The organism is Mesorhizobium sp. BHscii, assembly GCF_053848065.1.
Map to the genome: position 1 here is coordinate 13,145 of NZ_JBSPKW010000012.1, position 20,075 is coordinate 33,219.

21 protein-coding genes are annotated in these 20,075 nt (G+C 61.5%); 11 read left to right on the plus strand and 10 right to left on the minus strand.

All coding sequences use genetic code 11. The features are described from left to right. The first annotated feature begins 33 nt into the window (after nucleotides 1-33). Both ACWTU7_RS17490 and ACWTU7_RS17495 read left to right on the plus strand, forming a co-directional pair. Nucleotides 34-903 (plus strand): AraC family transcriptional regulator, encoded by an 870-nt coding sequence (locus ACWTU7_RS17490; protein WP_455839330.1) that lies wholly within the window; start codon nucleotides 34-36, stop codon nucleotides 901-903. 20 nt (nucleotides 904-923) lie between these two features. Continuing rightward, a complete protein-coding gene (locus ACWTU7_RS17495; RefSeq protein ID WP_029353291.1) occupies nucleotides 924-1,358 on the plus strand; it encodes a cupin domain-containing protein in 435 nt (144 codons plus the stop codon). A 28-nt stretch (nucleotides 1,359-1,386) separates the two neighbouring features. On the opposite strand, the gene ACWTU7_RS17500 is transcribed toward ACWTU7_RS17495, so the two are convergent. The 3 genes from ACWTU7_RS17500 to ACWTU7_RS17510 are packed head-to-tail and all read right to left on the minus strand — an operon-like array spanning nucleotide 1,387 to nucleotide 3,477. Then, the gene (locus ACWTU7_RS17500) at nucleotides 1,387-1,944 is read right to left on the minus strand and encodes a nuclear transport factor 2 family protein (RefSeq protein WP_455839331.1); all 558 of its coding nucleotides are present in this window, start codon (nucleotides 1,942-1,944) and stop codon (nucleotides 1,387-1,389) included. Further along, the gene (locus tag ACWTU7_RS17505) at nucleotides 1,941-2,921 is read right to left on the minus strand and encodes an alpha/beta hydrolase (RefSeq protein WP_455839332.1); all 981 of its coding nucleotides are present in this window, start codon (nucleotides 2,919-2,921) and stop codon (nucleotides 1,941-1,943) included. Before ACWTU7_RS17505 ends, ACWTU7_RS17500 begins: the two co-directional genes overlap by 4 nt. 52 nt (nucleotides 2,922-2,973) lie before the next feature. Continuing rightward, on the minus strand, nucleotides 2,974-3,477 hold the full coding sequence (locus ACWTU7_RS17510; protein ID WP_127210731.1) for a nuclear transport factor 2 family protein: 504 nt from the start codon (nucleotides 3,475-3,477) through the stop codon (nucleotides 2,974-2,976). A gap of 130 nt (nucleotides 3,478-3,607) precedes the next feature. Here ACWTU7_RS17510 and ACWTU7_RS17515 point away from each other — a divergent pair, with 130 nt between their 5' ends. Further along, the gene (locus ACWTU7_RS17515; protein WP_455839333.1) at nucleotides 3,608-4,516 is read left to right on the plus strand and encodes a LysR substrate-binding domain-containing protein; all 909 of its coding nucleotides are present in this window, start codon (nucleotides 3,608-3,610) and stop codon (nucleotides 4,514-4,516) included. 49 nt (nucleotides 4,517-4,565) lie between these two features. Here ACWTU7_RS17515 and ACWTU7_RS17520 read toward each other — a convergent pair whose 3' ends face one another. Next, complete coding sequence (locus tag ACWTU7_RS17520) at nucleotides 4,566-5,021, minus strand: carboxymuconolactone decarboxylase family protein (RefSeq protein WP_029353302.1); 456 nt, start codon at nucleotides 5,019-5,021, stop codon at nucleotides 4,566-4,568. Nucleotides 5,022-5,232: 211 nt separating this feature from the next. On the opposite strand from ACWTU7_RS17520, the gene ACWTU7_RS17525 reads away from it, so the two are divergent. Together ACWTU7_RS17525 and ACWTU7_RS17530 are read left to right on the plus strand one after the other, a co-directional pair. Next, nucleotides 5,233-6,054 (plus strand): copper homeostasis protein CutC, encoded by an 822-nt coding sequence (locus tag ACWTU7_RS17525; protein ID WP_455839334.1) that lies wholly within the window; start codon nucleotides 5,233-5,235, stop codon nucleotides 6,052-6,054. Continuing rightward, complete coding sequence (locus ACWTU7_RS17530; RefSeq protein WP_455839335.1) at nucleotides 6,051-6,548, plus strand: GNAT family N-acetyltransferase; 498 nt, start codon at nucleotides 6,051-6,053, stop codon at nucleotides 6,546-6,548. Before ACWTU7_RS17525 ends, ACWTU7_RS17530 begins: the two co-directional genes overlap by 4 nt. Before the next feature lie 10 nt (nucleotides 6,549-6,558). On the opposite strand, the gene ACWTU7_RS17535 is transcribed toward ACWTU7_RS17530, so the two are convergent. The 5 genes from ACWTU7_RS17535 to ACWTU7_RS17555 form a co-directional block, all read right to left on the minus strand. Continuing rightward, nucleotides 6,559-7,581 (minus strand): acyltransferase family protein, encoded by a 1,023-nt coding sequence (locus ACWTU7_RS17535; RefSeq protein ID WP_455839336.1) that lies wholly within the window; start codon nucleotides 7,579-7,581, stop codon nucleotides 6,559-6,561. Nucleotides 7,582-7,810: 229 nt separating this feature from the next. After that, nucleotides 7,811-8,608, minus strand: a complete 798-nt coding sequence (locus ACWTU7_RS17540) for an FAD binding domain-containing protein (protein ID WP_135936907.1) — start codon at nucleotides 8,606-8,608, stop codon at nucleotides 7,811-7,813. 109 nt (nucleotides 8,609-8,717) lie between these two features. Further along, the gene (locus ACWTU7_RS17545; RefSeq protein WP_455839337.1) at nucleotides 8,718-11,069 is read right to left on the minus strand and encodes a xanthine dehydrogenase family protein molybdopterin-binding subunit; all 2,352 of its coding nucleotides are present in this window, start codon (nucleotides 11,067-11,069) and stop codon (nucleotides 8,718-8,720) included. Nucleotides 11,070-11,247: 178 nt separating this feature from the next. Beyond that, nucleotides 11,248-11,742 carry a (2Fe-2S)-binding protein gene (locus ACWTU7_RS17550; RefSeq protein WP_455839338.1) on the minus strand — a complete coding sequence of 165 codons (495 nt, stop codon included), beginning with the start codon at nucleotides 11,740-11,742 and terminating at the stop codon, nucleotides 11,248-11,250. A 258-nt stretch (nucleotides 11,743-12,000) separates the two neighbouring features. Then, nucleotides 12,001-12,432: a DUF6841 family protein gene (locus tag ACWTU7_RS17555; protein ID WP_455839339.1), complete on the minus strand. Its 432-nt coding sequence runs from the start codon at nucleotides 12,430-12,432 to the stop codon at nucleotides 12,001-12,003. 123 nt (nucleotides 12,433-12,555) lie between these two features. On the opposite strand from ACWTU7_RS17555, the gene ACWTU7_RS17560 reads away from it, so the two are divergent. The 4 genes from ACWTU7_RS17560 (at nucleotide 12,556) to ACWTU7_RS17575 (ending at nucleotide 16,739) form a co-directional block, all read left to right on the plus strand. Further along, nucleotides 12,556-13,791 carry an FIST N-terminal domain-containing protein gene (locus ACWTU7_RS17560; protein WP_455839340.1) on the plus strand — a complete coding sequence of 412 codons (1,236 nt, stop codon included), beginning with the start codon at nucleotides 12,556-12,558 and terminating at the stop codon, nucleotides 13,789-13,791. 9 nt (nucleotides 13,792-13,800) lie between these two features. Continuing rightward, complete coding sequence (locus ACWTU7_RS17565; protein ID WP_455839341.1) at nucleotides 13,801-15,141, plus strand: ATP-binding response regulator; 1,341 nt, start codon at nucleotides 13,801-13,803, stop codon at nucleotides 15,139-15,141. 343 nt (nucleotides 15,142-15,484) lie between these two features. Further along, nucleotides 15,485-15,991, plus strand: a complete 507-nt coding sequence (locus ACWTU7_RS17570; RefSeq protein WP_455839342.1) for a hypothetical protein — start codon at nucleotides 15,485-15,487, stop codon at nucleotides 15,989-15,991. 67 nt (nucleotides 15,992-16,058) lie between these two features. Beyond that, nucleotides 16,059-16,739: a transposase gene (locus ACWTU7_RS17575; protein ID WP_455839343.1), complete on the plus strand. Its 681-nt coding sequence runs from the start codon at nucleotides 16,059-16,061 to the stop codon at nucleotides 16,737-16,739. Nucleotides 16,740-17,477: 738 nt separating this feature from the next. On the opposite strand, the gene ACWTU7_RS17580 is transcribed toward ACWTU7_RS17575, so the two are convergent. Beyond that, entirely contained in the window at nucleotides 17,478-18,161 is a 684-nt protein-coding gene (locus ACWTU7_RS17580) for a response regulator (protein WP_023803603.1), read from the minus strand. A gap of 155 nt (nucleotides 18,162-18,316) precedes the next feature. Between ACWTU7_RS17580 and maiA the strand changes: the two genes are divergently transcribed. Next, nucleotides 18,317-18,967: a maleylacetoacetate isomerase gene (maiA, locus tag ACWTU7_RS17585; RefSeq protein ID WP_455839344.1), complete on the plus strand. Its 651-nt coding sequence runs from the start codon at nucleotides 18,317-18,319 to the stop codon at nucleotides 18,965-18,967. Nucleotides 18,968-18,997: 30 nt separating this feature from the next. Continuing rightward, nucleotides 18,998-20,038 carry a zinc-dependent alcohol dehydrogenase family protein gene (locus tag ACWTU7_RS17590; RefSeq protein WP_455839345.1) on the plus strand — a complete coding sequence of 347 codons (1,041 nt, stop codon included), beginning with the start codon at nucleotides 18,998-19,000 and terminating at the stop codon, nucleotides 20,036-20,038. Nucleotides 20,039-20,075 lie beyond the last annotated feature (37 nt).

Sequence of the window (20,075 nt, forward strand, 5' to 3'; positions counted from 1 at the left end):
TGAACCAGATTGACCGCAGCGGGGACGAAATACGTGGACGCGACAGAGATCGGGAAATACTGGCGCCATCCCTGCTTCCCGGACCTTGGCCTGTTCAAGGCGCGCTTCACGCAGCACCGTTATGAGCTGCACACGCACCCAACCTATGTGATCGCACTGATTACTTCTGGCTGCGAACGTATTCGCATCGGGCGCCACAGCGTTCTCGCCCCGGCAGGCGCAATTGCCGTCGTCAATCCCGAGGAGTGGCATGATGGCGAACAAGGTGCCGATGAAGGCTGGGCCTACCGGACGTTTTATCCCTCGGTGCCGCTGCTGACGGCCGTCACCCGCGAGTTGGGCGGGGCTGACGCTCCGGTTTTTTCACGCGCGATCATCGAAGACGGCAACCTCGCCGCAGCGTTGGCGGCGGCGCATGAGGGCTCGACGTCCCAGGACTCGACGCAGGCTGAGGCGTCGCTGCTCGTCGCCTTGAGGCATCTCATCGTTCGGCATGGCGATTGGGGCGGGCGAACCGAAGAGGTCGAAAGTTCGGGATCGCGACAAAGGTTCTCGATCTACGAGGACGTTATTGAATGCGAACTTGGCTCGCAGCTCGACCTACAGCGGCTTGCCGACGCCGCGTGTGTCACCCGGTTCCAGGTCATCCGGGATTTCAAGAAGGCGATTGGCCTGACGCCCGCGGCCTATATCCGCGACCGGAGATTGCGTCGCGCCAGCACCTTGATAGAACAGGGGCTCGGCCTCGCCGATGCCGCCATCGCGGCAGGTTTCGCCGACCAGAGCCATTTTTCCCGCACGTTCCGGGCTATGCGCGGCATGACGCCTGGCATGTTCAGGAGAGGAGGCTGGGTGCTCCCGAAAGGAGACGCTTGCGCGCGGAAATTTGCTGCGCGATGGTGAAGTTGGGCTTGGGGGGAATCATGCGAAACATCCTGATATCGACGACGCTGCTGCTCGCGGCAGCCCTGTCCGCAACCGCCGCGCACGCGCTGGACGCCAGCGAGACCCCGGTTGTCGTGACCCCGCTTGCCTCGCGCACCGAGACGGCGTCCGGCCAGCCGATCACGCTGCCTCAGAAAAACGTGCAGGTCCTGGTTTCGTCCTATGAGATCGCGCCGGGCGCGACGTTACCGGTCCACAAGCACCCGTTTCCCCGCTATGCCTATGTTGAGGGTGGAACGCTTCAGGTCACCAATGTCGAGACCGGCAAGAGCACCACGTACAAGTCAGGCGATTTCATCATCGAAATGATCGGGCAGTGGCATCAGGCCACCAATGTCGGCGCCGATCCAGTCAAGCTGCTGGTCATCGACCAGGTCGAAGAAGGCACCAAAAACACGGTGTTGCGCCAGTAGCTGGCAACAGTGGCTACCAGCCGGCTGCTCACTTCGCCGCCGCGTTCACCCGATCAGCGGCGGCGGCCAGCACGGCGCGGTCGCCCTCCTCGTACAGGCGGCGGATAGCGATGGCGCTGACGCGCCAGCCTTCGGGCGTCCGCACCAGCCGGTGTAGATAGCTGGCGCCAACTGTCCAGAACCGGGTGTCGAACCAGTGGGTGGCGCGGACGTGGCTGCGCGCAACCGCATCGTTGCCCGCACCTTCGACAACGATGTTGGTGATGAGGTGCTGGGTGGCGTCGAAGCCCGGCAGAAGGCCTTGCCACTGAGCAATCAGCGCGTCGCGGTCGGTGGTCGCAACCTCGCCACCGAAAAGGCTCGTATAATCGGTTGTGACGCGGGCCGCGAGATAGGATCTGACCCGGTTCCATTCGCGCAAATCGGCATAGAGGCCGATTCCCGCCACTGCCTCCGCGATGGCGGTCTTGTCTTCGATTGTCAGCGCAGCCGTGGACTGCTTGCTCAAGGCCGGCAAGGAGGTAGCTGCAAGCGTCGCGGCGAAGACTGCCGAGGCCACGACCTGCCGGCGGGTAACGGGGCTCATTGTCCCGCCTCCCCTGCATCGCCTAGTGTGGCGCTGAAGTGCGCGGCAACGGCGTCGCTCGCGGCCTTCACCGGCGCAGCGCGGTCGTAGAAGTCGAACTGGGTGACGTTGTCGAGCCACAGCTCCTGCTTCTGCCCGGTCAGCCGCGCGTAAAATTTGTGCGCGCCCTGTGGGATGGCAGCCGCCTCGCTGTGCACCATCAGAAAGGGCTGATGCAGGCGCGGAGCAGCCCGGATCGCATCGAATGTCAGCCAGCCGCGCCAGAAGGCCGGATCGGCCTCGTTGCGCCAGGCCGGGATCATCCCGCGATCGGCCTCGGTGTAGTAAGGCACCTTGAACATGATCGCACGCTCGTCGGTCGGGCTGGCGGCGGGCAGCAAGGCCTGCTTGCCGGTGCGGCGATACGCAGCCTCGGCCGCATCGCCCGCGGCTTCAAGCCTCGCGACGCCTTCCTTGCCGCCATAGATTTGCTCGACCACCTCGGCATCATGCAGCCACGGCGCAACGAGGGCGATCGACTTGATCGCGGCATCTTCAGCGGCGGCAGTGACCATGTAGCCGGAGCTGGCGCAAATGCCGAGCCCGCCGATGCGATCCTTGCCGATCTCGGGCCGGGTCGCGAGATAGGCGACCGCCGCTTCGATGTCGGCGATCTTGGCGCCGGGATCCTCATGTTGGCGCCGGGCGCCGCCGCTCTCGCCCCAACCGCGAAAGTCGAAGGTCAAGGCTGCGAATCCGCGGTCGGCCATCTCGCGGGCGTAGCGGGCCGGCATCTGTTCCTTTACCGTCATCCAGGCGCCGGTCACGACCAGCGCGGGCCGAGGTCTCGCCGGGTCCAGATCCTCGGGAAGATAAAGGTCGCCGACGATCTGCTCACCGTGCGAAGTGAAAGTGACGCGCTCGACCCGCGGTGCGGCGAAGGCGCTGGAGCCGAGCGCAACGGCGGTTGCTGCGGCTAATGTCAGGGTTTTCAGCATCGCAAATCTCCTTTGCTTGGCGCGGGAGCGGCAGGTTGAGGAAAGCCGCCGTCTAGCGGTCATCCGCCAGTCGGCCGGGCAGTGGCTTCAGCGGGTAGTGCGTCCAGTAGAAGGCGTCCGACTGGTACATGTCGGTCAAAAAATTCTGCGCCTCGGCGATCTTTCCGTCCTTGATGCGAAACATCAGGGCGTAGAGCTGGTCGATCTCGGGACCTGAGCCGACGTTCGACCAGCCGCGATGGATGTCGACGACGAGGTCGCCCTGCGCCTGGAAGAAGATCGGCTCGGCCCTGAATTTGCCATCGGCCAGGCCACGGAAGAAGGCGACCACTTCCTCCGGCCCGCGCTTGTCGCCGGCCAGCGGATGATGGCCCGGAATCCGCCAGACGATGTCTGGCGCGAGGAAGGGCCGGACGGCCTCCGGGTTCCCGGTCGCATAAGCTGCGTAATAGTCCTTGATCAGCTGGATGTTGCGGTCTTCCTGCGGACCGCCATTCGCGGGAGCGGCAGACACCGCCAGGAGAGCGCCAGCGGCAAGCGAAGCGAGCCTGGTCATCGATCCTGTCTCCTTGCCTTTCGAGTTGCCTTTCGAGCCGTCGCAACGGCGAGGCTAAACCCAGCATGAGGCTTTTTCTTCGCCGGAAAAACCCGTATAGTTCGACAAGGCTATTTGGAATAACCTCATAATGCGCCTCGACCAGTTCAGTGGCATCGTCGCCTTCGTGAAGGTTGCCGAGGCCAGGAGCTTCACCCGCGCCGCCTCCGAACTCGGCGTCGCTCCGGCCTCTTTGAGTGAGGCGGTCAAGGGGCTCGAGGAGCGTCTGGGGGTGCGGCTTCTCAACCGCACGACCCGCAGCGTTGGCCTGACCGAAGCCGGCGCCCACTACCTTGACCACGTGCGCCCAGCGGCCGAAGAGATCCGGGCGGCTGGCGCGGCGCTGCGCGAGACCCGCGATCGCCCCGCCGGCACACTGCGCCTGAGCCTGCCATGGATCGCCGCACCACTGCTGATCGAGCCGCTGATGGGGCCGTTCATGGACGCTTACCCGGAAGTGCGGCTTAGCCTGATCTTCGACGACAATTTCGTCGATATCGCCGCTCATGGCTTCGATGCCGGTCTGCGGATCGGCGAGCTTCTCGAGAAGGATATGATCGGCGCGCGTCTGGGCGAGCCGCTGCAGACGGTCGTGTTGGGGAGCCCGGACTATCTGGCGCGTAACGGTACGCCGAAGCGGCCCGCCGACCTCGCCGCCCACCGCTGCATCGCCTTCGCCTTCACCCGCACCCGCGCCATCTCGCCCTGGGAGTTCGTCGTGGACGGACGCCAAGTCGAGTTCACGCCCGATGCACGTCTGGTCGTGAACACACTTCCGCTCTGCATCACCGCCGCCGCGCAAGGGCTTGGCCTAGCCTTTGCCGTCGAAGGCCTCGCTGCGCCGCTTCTCGCCTCAGGCGCGCTGGTCAAGGTGCTGGAGCCTTTCTGTCCCACCTACGAACCGCTCCACCTCTATTATCCCAGCCGCCGCCTCGTCCCGCCCAAGCTGCGGGCCTTCATCGACTTCGTGCGCGCGAACGCTCACAATTTGCGGATCTGATGCGCCGCCGCGAAACCAGCCACGGCGCATATCGGCGAGCCGGTCCTCCTCACCCCCAGGTGCCGACCATCTGCCTAGTGGCGGCGTTGAGGCGATTGAAGGCGTTGATTAGGGCAATCTGGACCACCAGGGCGGCAAGCGCCTTCTCGTCATAATGCCGGGCGGCCTCGTCCCAGATCGCGTCGGGCACCGGGTCGGGCCGGTCGCAGAGCCGGGTTGTTGCCTCGGCAAGCGCAAGAGCCGCGCGTTCGGCGTCGGTGAAGTAAGGCGTCTCCCGCCAGGCGGACACGGTGAAGACGCGCTCATCCTTTTCGCCGGCCTTCTTCAATTCACGCGCATGCATGTCGATACAGACGCTGCATCCGTTGATCTGGCTGGCGCGCAAATGGACGAGCTTGCGCGTCACGTAGGGCAGGTCAGCCGATTCCGTCGACTTGTCCAGCGCGAGCAGCGCCTGGAGGGCACCGGGAATGAGAAGCACAGGGTTTTTCAGTCTTGCTTGCATCGTGGTCTCCTTGTTTTGCCGATCCCGATGCCAGTCATCCGGTGTCGGCGCCCTGTCTGCCAAAATCAATAACTAGATAGCTATGGATTTATCCATAACTCGGCAGTTATGAATGTGTCAAGCAGGAAATTGGCGGCAATGCAAGCGGCAACGACCCGTCTCGTTGAGCCAATAGTTCCGGCTTTCGCTACAAGGAGCCCGATGCTAGGGCATGACCAACTCGAATTCGCCAACGGATCGCCCTGTGACCAACGCCGAACGCCCTCGCCAGCCGCTGATCGAAATCTGCGTCGAAGGCCTAGATGGCCTGCTCGCCGCGCAAGCCGCCGGCGCCGACCGGGTCGAGCTCTGCGCCAGCCTCTTCGAGGGCGGCATAACGCCGAGTCTTGGCACAGTGCGTGCCGCCCTTGAGCTGGCGACGATCCCATTCCACGTCATCGTGCGGCCCCGCGGCGGCGATTTTCTCTACAGTGAAGCCGAGTACCGTTCGATGCTCGCCGATGTGCGTGCGCTGAGCGAACTTGGCGTGGCTGGTGTCGTCGTCGGCTGCCTGAATGCCGACGGTACCATCGACGAAAAGCGCATGAGCGAATTGGTGCAGGCGGCAGGGCCTTTGAACGTCACCTGCCACCGTGCCTTCGACATGACACGCGATCCGGCCGAAGCGCTGGAAGCGCTGATCCGCAGCAAGGTCGGCCGCGTGCTGACCAGCGGCCAGCGCGATACCGCATTGGAGGGCGTGGCCCTGCTGGCTGGCCTCGTCCAGCAGGCCGGTAAGCGCATCATCATTCTTGGCTGCGGCGGCCTCAACCCCAGGAACATCGCCGAGGTGCGGGAAAGAACCGGACTGACGGAAATGCATTTCGCCGCGCTCAAGGACGTGCCGAGCGCGATGCGCTACCGCAATCCCCAGGTTGGCATGGGCGGCACCGACCTCGACCGCGAGTACCGCAACACCGTGACCGACGCGGCGCTGGTGGCGGCGACAATTGCGGCGGCGAGTAGCATGATCCCGAAGAAAGAAAACACGTGACGCAAGCACGCCTGACGATCGACCAGATCTCGCCGCAGGACGAGCCCGCCGTGCTCGCCCTCAACAACGAACACGCGGCCGAGTTGTCGTGGCTCGAACCCGAGCGCCTGTCCTTCCTGCTCGGCGAAGCGTTTTATGCGCGCCGCATCGGTGCGCTCGAAGCCTTCATCATGACCTTCGACCAGAACGCCCGCTACGACAGCCCGAACTTCCTGTGGTTCCGCGAGCGCTATCCGCGCTTCGTCTATGTCGACCGTGTCGTCGTTGCAGGAGAAGCGCGTGGTCGCGGCCATGCCCGCAGGCTCTATGAGGATCTGTTCGACCATGTATTGCATGCCGGCCAGACCATCGTCACTTGCGAGGTGAATGCCGAGCCGCCCAATCCGGCTTCAGACGCCTTTCATGCCGCGCTTGGCTTTGTCGAGGTCGGCGACGCGGTGATCCACGGCGGCAAGAAGGCGGTCCGCTACTATACCAGGCAGATCACCGGCTGAGGCGACAGCCCTACCAATTGCGGTTCAGCCAGCCACGGGCAGGCTTTTCGACGATGTAATAGCTGCACAAAGCGCAGGCGAACGCCCCGGCCAGCATCAGCAGCGGCGCACTGCCCTGTGAATAGACGAATTTGTAGAACGGCTGCTGCCACAGATAGAGCGAATACGACCACAGTCCCAGCGTCGCCATCGGCCAGCAGGACAAAAATCCGGTCAGGTACCGTGTGCTGAAATCGAGCGAGTTGACGGCGAGCGCCAACAGCGGCACCGCGACCAGATAATGGATCGGCGTCGGCACCGCATCCATGAACAGAAGAACCGCCCCGACGGACGCCGCGACGGCGACATGCGACCCCTTGAACAAGGCTGGCAGCCTGTCGTCGGCCTTGAGCAGGCATATCACCGCCGACAGCAGGATCGAGGCGATGTGCACATCCGTCCGCCAATAGGTGGTCTCGTAGTCCATTGCGAAGACCCAGTACGAAATCGCGCCGTTCGCCATGGCGAGCACCGACAGCGTGCTGAGCAGCATGACGACGCGGGCACGCCCTGAAACGAAAAAACTGATCAGCGCCAGGATGACATAGGCATGTTCTTCGACGCATAGCGACCAGATATGGTCGAGCGCGCCGGCGCGGCTGACGAGAATCCCGGCATAATTGTAGGTGAATGTCAGCGCCGTCAGCGCCGCCTTCCATTTGAAGGCGACAAACGTGCCGGACAACGCAACCATCGAAGCGACGACGAAAACCAGCAGCGCCGGATAGATGCGGGAGAACCGGCGCTTGAAGAACGCCTTGAGAGGATAGCGTTCGACAAAGAGAATCTCGGCCATGAGCCGGCCGCTGAGCACGAAGAAGAACTCGACGCCCATGACACCGAGGTTGATTCCGGGAATGGGAAAGAAGTGGCCGATCAGCACCAGTGCGATCGACAGGCCGCGCCATCCGTCGAGATAGGCCAGCCTTGTTCTCGACGACGTGTCGGCGGCGGACCGAGACACGACAAGCTGCGCCGCGGAGATATCCGTCATGCCGGTCCTTTCGCATTTGAATGATGCGAAAGGGCTGCAGGCCTGTAACCGTGCGCTCCGAGCCCCGGCTCGCATTCCTCCATGCATATTGCAGTGCAATAGAGCGCTGTGCAAGTGCGAGATGGCCACACTTGGCCTGTACGGCCGTAATGCCCGAGAGCGACGAAAAAGGGGCCGCGAAGGCCCCTTCCCCAAAGATGACAAACCCAAGACCCGGCGATCGGTATCTTCAGGCGTTGGCGGCAGCCACCGCGCGCTTGGCCATCACCACGATCAGATTGGCGCGATAATCGGCCGAGGCATGGATGTCAGTCATCAAATCATTCGCCGGCACTTTCACTCCGTTGAGGGCAGCGGCGTCGAAATTCGTGGCAAGTGCCGCCTCGATTTCCTTGGAACGAAAAACGCCGTTGTCGCCGGCCCCGGTGACGGCGACGCGGACTCCGTCCGCGCCCTTGGCCACGAACACACCGACGATCGCATAGCGCGATGCCGGATTGCGGAATTTTTCATAGGCCGCCTTGGCCGGCGCGGTGAAGGTCACCGCGGTGACGATCTCGCCGTCCTCCAGCGCCGTCTCGAACAGGCCGGTGAAGAACGCGTCGGCAGCGATCTCGCGCCTGTTGGTGACGATAGTGGCGTCAAGCGCAAGAAGTGCTGCCGGATAATCGGCCGCCGGGTCATTATTGGCGATCGAGCCGCCGATCGTGCCCTTGTAGCGTACGGCCGGATCGCCGATCAGAGAAGCCATGTGGGCCAAAGCCGGACAGGCCGTCTTCAGCCTCTCGTCGCGGGCGACGTCGTAATGCGTGGTGCCGGCGCGGATGGTGATGGTGCTGCCCGACACCTCGATGCCTTTCAATTCCTCGATATGCGAAAGGTCGACGAGATCGGACGGTGCGGCAAGCCGCGTCTTCATCGCCGGGATCAGCGTCATGCCGCCCGACAGCAGCTTCGCATCGCCGCTCTCTAGCAGCTTGACGGCATCAGCGACCGAGGCGGCGCGGTGATAATTGACTGAGTACATGGGATTCTCCGCTAAAGTGAATTAGTGAACGGTGAATGGTGAATCGGAAGCTTCGTGAACTCGACGCCAATCTAACTATTCACTATTGACCATTCACTATTCACCCCTTTCAGTGTTTCGTCGTCGCCCGGATCGCTGCCCAGACCGTGGACGGCGATGCCGGCATGGCGATATCGGTGATGCCGATGGCGTCGGTGATGGCGTTGATCACTGCCGGCGGTGAGCCGATGGCGCCGGCCTCGCCGCAGCCCTTGATGCCGAGCGGATTTCCCGGGCACGGCGTGTTCGAGGTCGAGACCTTGAACGACGGCAGGTCGTCGGCTCGCGGCATCGTGTAGTCCATATAGCTCGCAGTCAAAAGCTGCCCGCTGGCGTCGTAGCGGGTGCCCTCCAGCAAGGCCTGGCCGATGCCTTGGGCGACGCCGCCATGCACCTGGCCTTCGACGATCATTGGATTGATGATGTTGCCGAAATCGTCGGCGGCGACGAACTGGACGATCTCGGTGACGCCGGTTTCCGGATCGATCTCGACCTCGCAGACATAGCAGCCGGCGGGGAAAGTGAAGTTCGACGGATCGTAGAATGAAGTCTCCTTCAGCCCCGGCTCCATGCCGCCCGGCAGGTTGTGGGCGGTGTAGGCGGCAAGCGCCATCTGAAACCACGGCACTTGTCTGTCGGTGCCGGTGACCTTCAATGCACCGTTTTCGATGACGATGTCGCCCTCGTCGGCCTCGAGCAGATGGGCGGCGATCTTCTTGGCCTTGGCCTCGACCTTGTCGAGCGCCTTGGCGACAGCCGACATGCCGACGGCGCCCGAGCGCGAGCCATAGGTGCCCATGCCCATCTGGACCTTGTCGGTATCACCATGGACGATCGAAACACTGTCGATCGGCACGCCGAAGCGCTGGTTGACCAGTTGTGCGAAAGTCGTCTCATGGCCCTGGCCATGGCTGTGCGAGCCGGTCAATACTTCGATCGTTCCGGCGGCGTTGACGCGTACCTCGGCTGATTCCCACAGGCCGACGCCGGCACCGAGCGAGCCGACCGCCGCCGACGGCGCCAGCCCGCAGGCCTCGATATAGCAGCTCATGCCGATGCCGCGCAGCTTGCCATTCGCCCTGGCGGCCGCCTTGCGCTGGGCAAAACCGGCATAATCGGCAGCCTCCATCGCCGCGTCCAGCGAAGCGGCATAATCGCCGGCGTCATAGTTCATGATGACCGGTGTCTGGTGCGGGAACGATGTGATGAAGTTCTTTCGGCGAAGCTCCGCCGGCGACACGCCCATCTCACGAGCGGCGGTCTCCATGGTGCGTTCGAGCAGATAGGTGGCCTCGGGCCGCCCTGCCCCGCGATATGCGTCGACCGGTGCGGTGTTGGTATAGACGGCGCGCACATTGGCGTGGATCGCCGGAATATCGTACTGGCCCGACAACAGCGTCGCGTAGAGATAGGTCGGCACGCAGGACGAGAACAGCGACATGTAGGCGCCGAGGTTGGCGATGGTGTCGACCTTCAGCGCGGTGATCCTGTTGTCCTTGTCGAAAGCCATTTCGACCGTCGAGACATGGTCGCGGCCATGGGCGTCGGTGAGAAAGCTCTCGGTGCGGTCGGCGACCCATTTGACCGGCACGCCGGTCTTCTTCGAAGCCCACAGGCAGATGATTTCTTCCGGATAGATATAGATTTTCGAGCCGAAGCCGCCGCCGACATCCGGCGCGATGACGCGCAGCTTGTTTTCGGGCGCGACATTGTAGAAGGCGCTCATCACCAGGCGCGCGAGATGCGGGTTCTGCGAGGTCGTCCAGCACGTGTAGTGGTCCTCGGCCTTGTCGTAATAACCAAGTGCTGCACGCGGCTCCATGGCGTTGGGCACCAACCGGTTGTTGACGATCGTCATGCGGGTGACGTGGGCAGCGGCCTTGATCGCCGCGTTGGTCGCCGTGCTATCGCCGAGCTCCCAGTCGAAAATCAGGTTGCCGTCGGCTTCCGGATGGATCTGTGGTGCGCTCCTTTCGAGCGCCTTCGGAGCATCGACGACCGCCTTCAGTTCTTCGTAGATGATGTCGACCGCTTCGGCCGCGTCGCGCGCCTGCCCCTTGGTTTCGGCAACCACGACGACCACCGCGTCGCCGACATAGCGGACCCTGTCGAAGGCCAGTGGCGACCACGCCCCCATCTTCATCGGCGAGCCGTCCTTGGAATGGATCATCCAGCCGCAGATGAGATTGCCGATGCCGTCGGCCTTGAGTTCCTTGCCGGTCAGCACACCGATGACGCCTGGCATGGCCTGGGCCTTTTTGACATCGATCTTCTTGATCTCAGCATGCGCGTGCGGGCTGCGCACGAAGGCCGCATGCTTCATGCCGGGAACCACCATGTCTTCGACATAGCGGCCGGCGCCGGTGATGAACCGCTTGTCTTCCTTGCGCGCTACCCGAGCGCCAACACCTTCAATGCCCATCGCAGAAATTCCTCCGAATTGCTGGAGCAGTAAGTAGTAAGTAGTAAGTAGTAAGTGGTGAGTGGTGAGTGGTGAGTGGTGAGTGGTGAGTGGTGGCGAGTGGTGAATGGTGAATGGAATTTCAGATAGACAGCCGATCCAGATATCTACTGACTACTCACTACTCACTACTGACTTCTCACGCCGCTTGCTTGGCCTTACCCTTCGCCGACATCGTCTCCGATGCGGCGAGGATCGCCTTCACGATGTTGTGGTAGCCGGTGCAGCGGCAGATGTTGCCTTCGAGCTCGGCCCGCACCGTGGCCTCGTCGAGGCCTTCGGGGTGCCGGTTGACCATGTCGGTCGCCGTCATGATCATGCCCGGCGTGCAGAAACCGCACTGCAGTCCGTGATGCTCCTTGAACGCCGCCTGCACTGGATGCAGGTCGGCTCCGTCCGCCAAGCCTTCGATCGTCGCGATGGTCGACCCGGAGGCTTGCACCGCAAGCATTGTGCAGGACTTTACCGCCTTGCCGTCGACATGGACCACACAGGCGCCGCATTGCGAAGTGTCGCAACCGACATGCGTGCCGGTGAGTCCAAGATTCTCCCGCAAGAAATGAACCAGCAACGTGCGGTCTTCGGTGAGGCCACCGACCCGCTTTCCGTTCACCGTCAACGATATGTCCGACATGAAACCTCCCTGGGTAATTTACCTTGGTCGTCTTGTCGCCGATGCCGCGTGAGTGCTCCCGGCTGCCGCTCTTCCCCTCCCGTATAACGTGCGGAAAAAGCAGCTTGCAATCCCGAAGTCGTGAGAATGCAGTTCGCCCGAAAATCCGCCTATTGTACTTTCGGTCACGCAAAGGCCGGAACGGCGGAGCGAAGCGAAACCACGATCGCTGTGGCGATGCCGCCTTGCGGCCACGGACGGCTAGCGCGGCAAGCCGATTCAGCCGACGCCGTGTTTTCTGAGAACCTCCTGCTCGTCGCCTGACACCCACCCAAATATTTTCGGCTCTCCGTCCAGCTTCTGCACGAGGTAGTGGACGTCGAAATCTATCGTGACGTCCGGTTGGCCTTTGCGCGCATAGATCGACGTCCAGGCGACGCGAGCAACGCAGTGATGCTCGTCTATCGGCGAGATGCGAACATCCCGTATCCGCATCTCCTTCGTGCCGATCGCTCGATAATGAGCATAACCTTGCTCCATAACTTGCTTGAGCTGGTCGTCGTTCTTCCCGACCATGACGCCGGCAGGCGACGCCGCAATGAAGGCGGAGGCATAGACCGATGTGACTTCGTCCATGTCGGCATCGCCTGCGAGAGATTTCCGGAAAAGCTGCTCGTACCGTTCGAACAGCTTCCTGACCTGCGCTTCCATGGATCACGCTCCCTTCCGGTGTGGTTTTGGATTCGAAGTTTCTCAGCGCTGATGCCGTCAAAATAGCAGAAACTTCAAATCCATCGTGTTGGCTCATTGCCAAAGCAGCACTTGAAGACAACAATGATGTCGACGCCGGCGCGCCAGACGCGCACAAAAAGAGCGTCGGAGGAATCGAGGAGGAAGCCGCTGGCCAGTTCACGGACGCGCTATGCATGCGGCCTATCGGTGCTCACCACGGATGAGCCCGACGCCAATGTGTTCACCCAGGCGGTTGCGGTCGAAGCCGCAGCCATCGATGCCGGCTTCGCCCTGCTGTTTTTCTCCCAGAGCCTTGTCGATGCGGCGGCCCTGTCGGACGCGCTGAAGATCAACGCGCCGGCACTTGCCTATGCCGGCTGCTCCACCGCCGGCGAAATCACGCCGCGCGGTCTGGAGGAAGGCCAGATCCTCGCCTTGCTGCTTCCGTCAGCATCGTTTTCGGTCGCGAGCACCATGGTCGACAGTCTCTCTTCGTCGGGCATGGACAGGATCACCAGTGAAGTCGGGGCGCTGCGGCGCTCGCTGCAAGGCCGCGTCGGGTACGAACGGTCCAACACCACCTTCGCGCTCTGCTTCATCGACGGGCTGTCCTATGCCGAGGAAGCGGTGACCTCCGCCATCCATTGGGGGCTCGACGATATTCCACTGATCGGCGGGTCGGCCGGGGATGATCTGAAATTCGAGACGACGCGGCTGATCTCGAACGGCAAGGTTACCTCCGACAGCGCGATCATCGTGCTGATCACCACGGAAATTCCTTTCCACGTGTTCAAGACCGACAATTTCGTTCCCACCGACGAGAAGCTGGTGGTGACCGCGTCCGATCCCGATCACCGCACCGTACGCGAATTCAACGCCACCAATGCCGCGGAGGAATATGCCGCTTCGGTCGGCGTCATCCGGCAGATGCTGACGCCACTGAGTTTTGCCTCGCACCCGGTGGTGGTGAAAGTGGGCGGCGAGTTTTACTGCCGCTCGATCCAGAAAATGCACGCGGACGGCTCGCTGTCGTTCTTCTGCGCCATCGACGATGGCGTCGTCCTTTCCATTGCCCAGCCCAAGAACATGGTTGAATCGACACGTGCCGCCTTCAGGGATGTCGAGGAAAGGCTTGGCGGCATCGACATGATCCTCGGTTTCGACTGCGTGCTGCGCAGGCTCGACGCGCTCAACCGCCAGGTCTTTCGGGAGATTTCGGAACTCTACAAGGTCAACAACGTCATCGGCTTCGGCACCTATGGCGAACAGTACCGGTCGATGCATCTGAACCAGACGTTCACCGGCATCGCCTTCGGAGAGCGGCAGGCGGCGGAGTAGGAGGTTCTTATGCCGCTCAGGAACATCAACGACCTGGAGAAGCTGAAGAAGATTAACGCAGCCCTTGTCAGCCGCGTCGAGCGCTCGATGGACCAGCAGGGCAATGCGTTCTCGCTGTTCCAGACCGCGATTTCGCTCGAGAATCGAGTGCGTACGCGCACCGAGGAACTGCACTCGACACTGCGTAGATTGGAACAATCAAACATCGATCTCAGTGCCGCCAAGGAAAACGCCGAACTGGCGAACCTGTCCAAGACCAGGTTCCTGGCGGCCGCCAGCCACGACGTGCTGCAACCGTTGAACGCCGCGCATCTCTCCGTCTCGGCGCTGGCCGAAGTGCAGACCAGCGACGAGGGCAAAAAATTGGTCCGGCAGGTCGAGCGGTCGCTGGAGACGATGGAGGACCTGCTCCGCACCCTGCTCGACATTTCCAAGCTCGACGCCGGCGTCGTGCAGCCCGATATCGGCGATGTCAGCCTGGAGATGCTGTTTTCGTCGCTGCGCTCGGATTTCCTGCCGGTCGCCGAAATGAAGGGCCTGACGCTAAAATTCCGGCCGGTCAACGCCGTCGTGCGTTCGGACCGCACCTTGCTGCGCCGCATCCTGCAGAACATCCTTTCCAACGCGCTGCGCTACACCCGCTCCGGCGGCGTGCTGGTCGGCACCAGGCATCGCGGCGACACGATCCGCATCGATGTCGCCGATACCGGCTGCGGTATCCCCGACGACCAGCGCGAGGCTGTCTTCGAGGAATTCCACCGCGGCACGATCCCGACCGATGCCGGGCTTGCCGGCGGCGGGCTGGGATTGGGCCTGGCCATCGTGCGCCGTATCGCCGCCGCACTCGGCCATCCCGTGACGTTTTCGTCGAAGGTCGGACATGGCACGATTTTCCATATCGACGTTCCGGTCGGGATCGGCGCCAGCGTCGATGCCATTGCCGGCACCGCCGACATGGAGCGGCCGCGCGGCTACGGTCTGTTCGGCACAAAGGTGCTTCTGGTCGAGAACGACGTCGAGGTGCTGCAGGCGATGACATCCCTGCTCGAGCGCTGGCAATGTCTGGTGCGCCCCGCCACCTCGACCGATGCTGCGCTCGACATGCTTGGCGATACGGCCTGGGTGCCGGACATCGTCATAGCCGACCAGCATCTCGACGGCGGCGACCTCGGCACCACGACCATCGCCGAAGTCCGCGATTATCTCAGCCGCGCCGTGCCGGCGCTGATCGTCACCGCCGACGGTTCGGAGACCGTTGCGAAAGCCGCCCGTGCGGCCGGCATCGAGCTGATGCGCAAGCCGCTGAAACCGGCGCAATTACGCGCGCTGTTGGCGCATCTCTTGGCTTGATTCCTTCTCTCCCAAAAACACTCGCAGAAGACCGCGAGCGACAAGAAAAATCGTGCACTGTCACCGTATTCGCCAGCGAATAAACCTGACCTCTCACCCGAGCCCGATAAGATTGGCACCCCGCCACCCACCCCTCCCCCAGCAAGCGCCGACGTTGAAATTGGCTCCTAAAGCATTCGATCCAAAATCGAATACGGTTCCGATAACCCGTTTCAATCAAGAGGATGATCTCTGTCCGATTTCAGCGCACAGTGTGCCGATCCCAAGTTATGCTGCATGGCTCTGAGCTCGGCTGAAATCGAATCGAGAGAGAGAGAGAGAGAGAGAGAGAGAGAGGAACAAAGTGGATGATTTTGCCGATAAGCAAGAAAAGTGGAAAGACTACTTTTTACCTAGGGCGGAAAGCGGCGATCCAGATGCCCAACTCGCTGTCGGTTTGGATTTTGCAGCCGGGAGATATTTACCTAAAGACCTGGGTCAGTCAGAGTTTTGGCTCCGCAAAGCGTCCGAAAAATTGGGCGAGAGGCCTCTCTTTCAATGGATGAAGATACTTGTACTAGCGCGTGACCCACTCGTGCACACGCTGTTCGCCGAGAAAAATGACTGGAGATTGGGTGCCATTTACTACTTGTATGGATTTTACTTGGCTTCAGAAGGTAGGACTAACGAAGCGAAAACAATCCTCGAGAAAGGAATGAATAAAGGGAGCCTGTTCTCTGAAGCGCTTTATTACAGGTATAAATACGCATGGCCTGTGCGAATTATAATGTTTCCAAGGATTATAATTACCGCGATAAAGAGCTTTTTTGTAGCGCGAGCGAACAAGGATGATGATCGCGTTTTGCGTTAATTTCATCATTTGAATTACGGTGAATAACGGTGACAGTGCATTTTTGCGTTTGCACAGCCGTGACCGCATGGCTCGCCTTGCCCGCATTGTCATTCCCGGTATGCCGCACCACGTGACGCAGCGAGGGAACGGGCGCGCCAAAGTGTTTTTCACACCCGAGGACTATGCGCTTTACAAGAGACTGCTGGTCGAGCATTGCCGGCTCGCCGATGTCGGCATCTGGGCGTGGTGCCTGATGCCGAACCACGTGCACCTGATCCTAACGCCGACCGACGCGGATGGCCTGCGGCGCGCGCTCGCCAAAGTGCATCGAGCCTATGCCGGGACCATCCACGTGCGGCAAAAGAGAACCGGGCATTTCTGGCAAGGCCGCTTCGGCGCCGTCGCCATGGACGAGGATCATCTGTTGTCGGCAGTGCGCTATGTCGGGCTGAACCCGGTGCGCGCGGGACTGGTGAAGCAGGCGACGGATTGGCCCTGGTCAAGCGCTCGGGGGCATCTGACGGATGAGCCCGACGGCGTTACGGATCTGAGGCCGATGAAGGACCGGCTACCATCGTCGACAGGGCTGTTCGATTTGCTCGACACGGATGTTGCGGCCTTCGACGCGCTGCGTAAGGCCGAGAGCATCGGTCGGCCGCTGGGCAATGGCGCATTTATGGATCGGATTGCCAAGCAAATCGGCAAAGCCGTGAAGCCAGGAAAACGAGGCAGGCGACGAGAGAAAAATGGTGCACTGTCACCGTAATACAACCGTAATACCGAGAGCATCGGTCGACCGTTGGGCAATGATGCGTTTCTGGACCGGATTGCCAAGCAAATCGGCAAAGCCGTGAAACCAGGAAAACGAGGCAGGCGACGAAAGAAAAATGGTGCACTGTCACCGTAATTGAATGGTGCACTGTCACCGTAATCCAAAATGGTGCACTGTCACCGCAATTGCTTTTTCGGTACTGGGTATGAAATTCAGAAATCAGACAGATGAAAATTTTGTCGATTGCCTCCACAGATTTAGTTTGCCATTTGAAGTAACAAATGGAGATCGGTTTAGCGCCATATATGGCGAGCTTATAGCCAATTATGGAAAAGTCTTTGATCTTAGGCCGGTCGTAGCGCGAGAGATTGATGGGTTTCAATCGGCGGCATATAGAACTCGAGGATTTTCTTATTTCATCGCATTCTACACGATGTATAGAGAAGTAATTGGCAACTCGGTTTATGTGTTGACCGAATTGCACGGACAAATATCCAAGCCGGACACTTTATTTAAACTCCCCAGCTCCATCGGATTGGCGATGCCTCATGCGCACTACGGTGGGGTAGATCACGTATGCTTTACGCCGAATCTCAGATTTCTGACAATTCGCGACCAGAATGACATAATTGTAGGCTATGGCGATGCAATTCCCTGTCTGAAGAAGTTTCGAGAATCCTATCCGGAGTTTGTCGTAGCCTAAGCGCTATATGACGACGGAGCGACGCCCGTTCAAAACCCCGCCTGGCCGCGAAACAGCTCGGCACTGTCGAGCTTCGAAACCTCGATGACGGCTTGCGTGCGGCTGTAGACGTTGAGCTTGCGCAGGATCTCGGAAACATGCGCCTTGACAGTGGTTTCGCCGACCTGCAGCTCGTAGGCGATCTGCTTGTTTAGCAAGCCCTGGCGCAGCATCTGCAGCACCCGCAATTGCTGCGGCGTGAGTTTGGCAAGGCGTTGCACCATCTCGGCGCGGTCGGTGCTGTCGGCGTCCGGCGGCTGGCCTTCATAGGTTTCGGGCACGTAGATCGCGCCTTCCATCACGGAGCGGATGGCGGCGGCCAGATCGCTCTTGCGCGCCGATTTCGGGATGAAGCCGGCAGCGCCATAGGACAACGCCTCGGAAATGATCTTGGGCTCCTCATGCCCCGAAACGATGACCACCGGCAGGCGCGGATAGCGGGTCCGAAGCTGCAGCAGCCCGTCGAAGCCATGCACATCAGGCATGCTGAGGTCGAGCAGCGCGAGATCGAATGGCTTCGCATCCGCCAGTAGCTCAAATGCCTCGGTGATCGAACGCGCCTCGACAGTGTCGACGTCCGGATAGGCCATTTGCACAGCGCTGTGCAGCGCCTCGCGAAACAGCGGGTGGTCGTCGATGATCAGAAACCGGGCGCGATCGTTGACTGCGGTCATGGCATTCGTTCAGTTCAGGCAGGATAGAATAGCCCAGCGACCATGGCCAGATTATTGGCAAATAGTACATCGCCATCCTGGCCGAAAGGGCGCAGACGGCAATTTCCGGACCACCATGCCTTGCCCGGTCGGCCAAATCGGCCGAATGTGCAGAAATGAGCGACCTCGTCCTTCACAACTACTACCGCTCCTCCACCTCCTACCGGGTGCGGATCGCGCTGGAGATGAAGGGACTGACCTACCAGTACGTGCCGCATCATCTGCGCCACGGCGAGCATCTGGAGCCCGCCTACCTCGCGGTCAATCCGCAAGGGCTGGTGCCGGCGCTGATCCTCGGCGACGGCACGCTGTTGACGCAATCGCTGGCGATCATCGAATTTCTCGACGAGACCAGGCCCGAACCGCCGCTTTTGCCGCAGGACGCACTTGGCCGGGCCCGCGTCAGGATGCTGGCCCAGATGATCGCCTGCGACATCCATCCGGTGAACAATCTACGCGTGCTGACCTCGCTGCGCACCCTGTTCGGCGCCGGCGACGAGGACGTTGCCAACTGGTTCCGGCACTGGGTGAACGAAGGTTTCCAGCCGCTTGAAAAGATTCTGGCTTCCTCGTCCGAAACCGGGACATTCTGCCACGGCGACACGCCGGGGCTGGCTGACATCTGCCTGGTGGCTCAGGTCACCAGCAATGCGCGTTTCGGCGTCGACATGACGCCCTACCCGACGATCACACGAATCCACGCCGCCTGCATGGCGTTGCCGGCCTTCCGAAAGGCCGCACCCGAGAACCAGATCGATGCCGAGTAGAGGCAGGTGGATTAGCATGAGGAATTGCCGATGAAAGCCGTTGTCTTCCAAAAGTTCGGCGAAGCGCCGACGATCCAGACCGTTCCCGATCCGGAGCCGGCACTGGGCGGCGTCGTCATCAAGGTCGAGGCGACCGGTCTCTGCCGCAGCGACTGGCATGGCTGGATGGGCCATGACGACGGCATCCGCCTGCCGCATGTGCCGGGCCACGAGCTTGCCGGCGTCGTGGTGGCTGCCGGCAAGCAGGTGACCCGCTGGAAGGCGGGCGAGCGCGTCACCGTGCCGTTCGCCGTCGGCTGCGGCCGCTGCTTCGAATGCAGCTCCGGCAACCATCAGGTCTGCGAGCATCAGTCCCAGCCCGGCTTCACCGCCTGGGGCTCGTTCGCCGAATATGTCGCCATCGACCATGCCGACACCAATCTGGTCCGCTTGCCGGACGAAATGGAATTCGCCACCGCCGCCAGCCTCGGCTGCCGCTTCGTCACCTCGTTCCGCGCCATTGTCGACCAGGGCCGGGTGACGCCCGGCGAATGGGTGGCCGTGCATGGCTGCGGCGGCGTCGGCCTGTCGGCGATCATGATCGCCAGCGCCATGGGCGCCAACGTGATTGCCATCGACCTTACCGACGAGAAGCTGGACTTCGCCAGTAAGATCGGCGCGGTGGCGACGATCAACGCGTCGAAGACGCCGAATGTGGTCAAGGCGGTGAAGCAGATCACCAATGGCGGCGCGCATATGTCAATGGACGCGCTCGGCCATTCCAGTACCTCATTCAACTCGATCGCGAATCTGCGCCGGCGCGGTCGCCATGTGCAGGTCGGCCTGATGCTCGGCGATCACGCCAGGCCGCAGATCCCGATGGACAAGGTGATTGCCTTCGAACTCGAAATCCGCGGCAGCCACGGCATGCAGGCCCACCGCTACCAGGCGATGATGGAGATGATCCGCACCGGCAAGCTGAAACCCGAGCTTCTGGTCGGCAAGAAGATCAGCCTCGACGAGGCGCCCGCGGCCTTGATGGCGATGGGCGGTTTCGAAGGCATCGGCATTGGCGTGGTGACGAAGTTCTAGCCAAGTCGGCTCTCCCTTCTCCCCTTCTTGTGGGAGA

Coding starts and splice junctions, on each gene's coding strand:
- ACWTU7_RS17495 (WP_029353291.1), top strand. CDS start 924: ATGCGAAACATCCTGATATCGACGACGCTGCTGCTCGCGGCAGCCCTG.
- ACWTU7_RS17500 (WP_455839331.1), bottom strand. CDS start 1,944: ATGAGCCCCGTTACCCGCCGGCAGGTCGTGGCCTCGGCAGTCTTCGCC.
- ACWTU7_RS17505 (WP_455839332.1), bottom strand. CDS start 2,921: ATGCTGAAAACCCTGACATTAGCCGCAGCAACCGCCGTTGCGCTCGGC.
- ACWTU7_RS17510 (WP_127210731.1), bottom strand. CDS start 3,477: ATGACCAGGCTCGCTTCGCTTGCCGCTGGCGCTCTCCTGGCGGTGTCT.
- ACWTU7_RS17515 (WP_455839333.1), top strand. CDS start 3,608: ATGCGCCTCGACCAGTTCAGTGGCATCGTCGCCTTCGTGAAGGTTGCC.
- ACWTU7_RS17520 (WP_029353302.1), bottom strand. CDS start 5,021: ATGCAAGCAAGACTGAAAAACCCTGTGCTTCTCATTCCCGGTGCCCTC.
- ACWTU7_RS17525 (WP_455839334.1), top strand. CDS start 5,233: ATGACCAACTCGAATTCGCCAACGGATCGCCCTGTGACCAACGCCGAA.
- ACWTU7_RS17535 (WP_455839336.1), bottom strand. CDS start 7,581: ATGACGGATATCTCCGCGGCGCAGCTTGTCGTGTCTCGGTCCGCCGCC.
- ACWTU7_RS17540 (WP_135936907.1), bottom strand. CDS start 8,608: ATGTACTCAGTCAATTATCACCGCGCCGCCTCGGTCGCTGATGCCGTC.
- ACWTU7_RS17545 (WP_455839337.1), bottom strand. CDS start 11,069: ATGGGCATTGAAGGTGTTGGCGCTCGGGTAGCGCGCAAGGAAGACAAG.
- ACWTU7_RS17550 (WP_455839338.1), bottom strand. CDS start 11,742: ATGTCGGACATATCGTTGACGGTGAACGGAAAGCGGGTCGGTGGCCTC.
- ACWTU7_RS17555 (WP_455839339.1), bottom strand. CDS start 12,432: ATGGAAGCGCAGGTCAGGAAGCTGTTCGAACGGTACGAGCAGCTTTTC.
- ACWTU7_RS17560 (WP_455839340.1), top strand. CDS start 12,556: ATGATGTCGACGCCGGCGCGCCAGACGCGCACAAAAAGAGCGTCGGAG.
- ACWTU7_RS17565 (WP_455839341.1), top strand. CDS start 13,801: ATGCCGCTCAGGAACATCAACGACCTGGAGAAGCTGAAGAAGATTAAC.
- ACWTU7_RS17575 (WP_455839343.1), top strand. CDS start 16,059: ATGGCTCGCCTTGCCCGCATTGTCATTCCCGGTATGCCGCACCACGTG.
- ACWTU7_RS17580 (WP_023803603.1), bottom strand. CDS start 18,161: ATGACCGCAGTCAACGATCGCGCCCGGTTTCTGATCATCGACGACCAC.
- maiA (WP_455839344.1), top strand. CDS start 18,317: ATGAGCGACCTCGTCCTTCACAACTACTACCGCTCCTCCACCTCCTAC.
- ACWTU7_RS17590 (WP_455839345.1), top strand. CDS start 18,998: ATGAAAGCCGTTGTCTTCCAAAAGTTCGGCGAAGCGCCGACGATCCAG.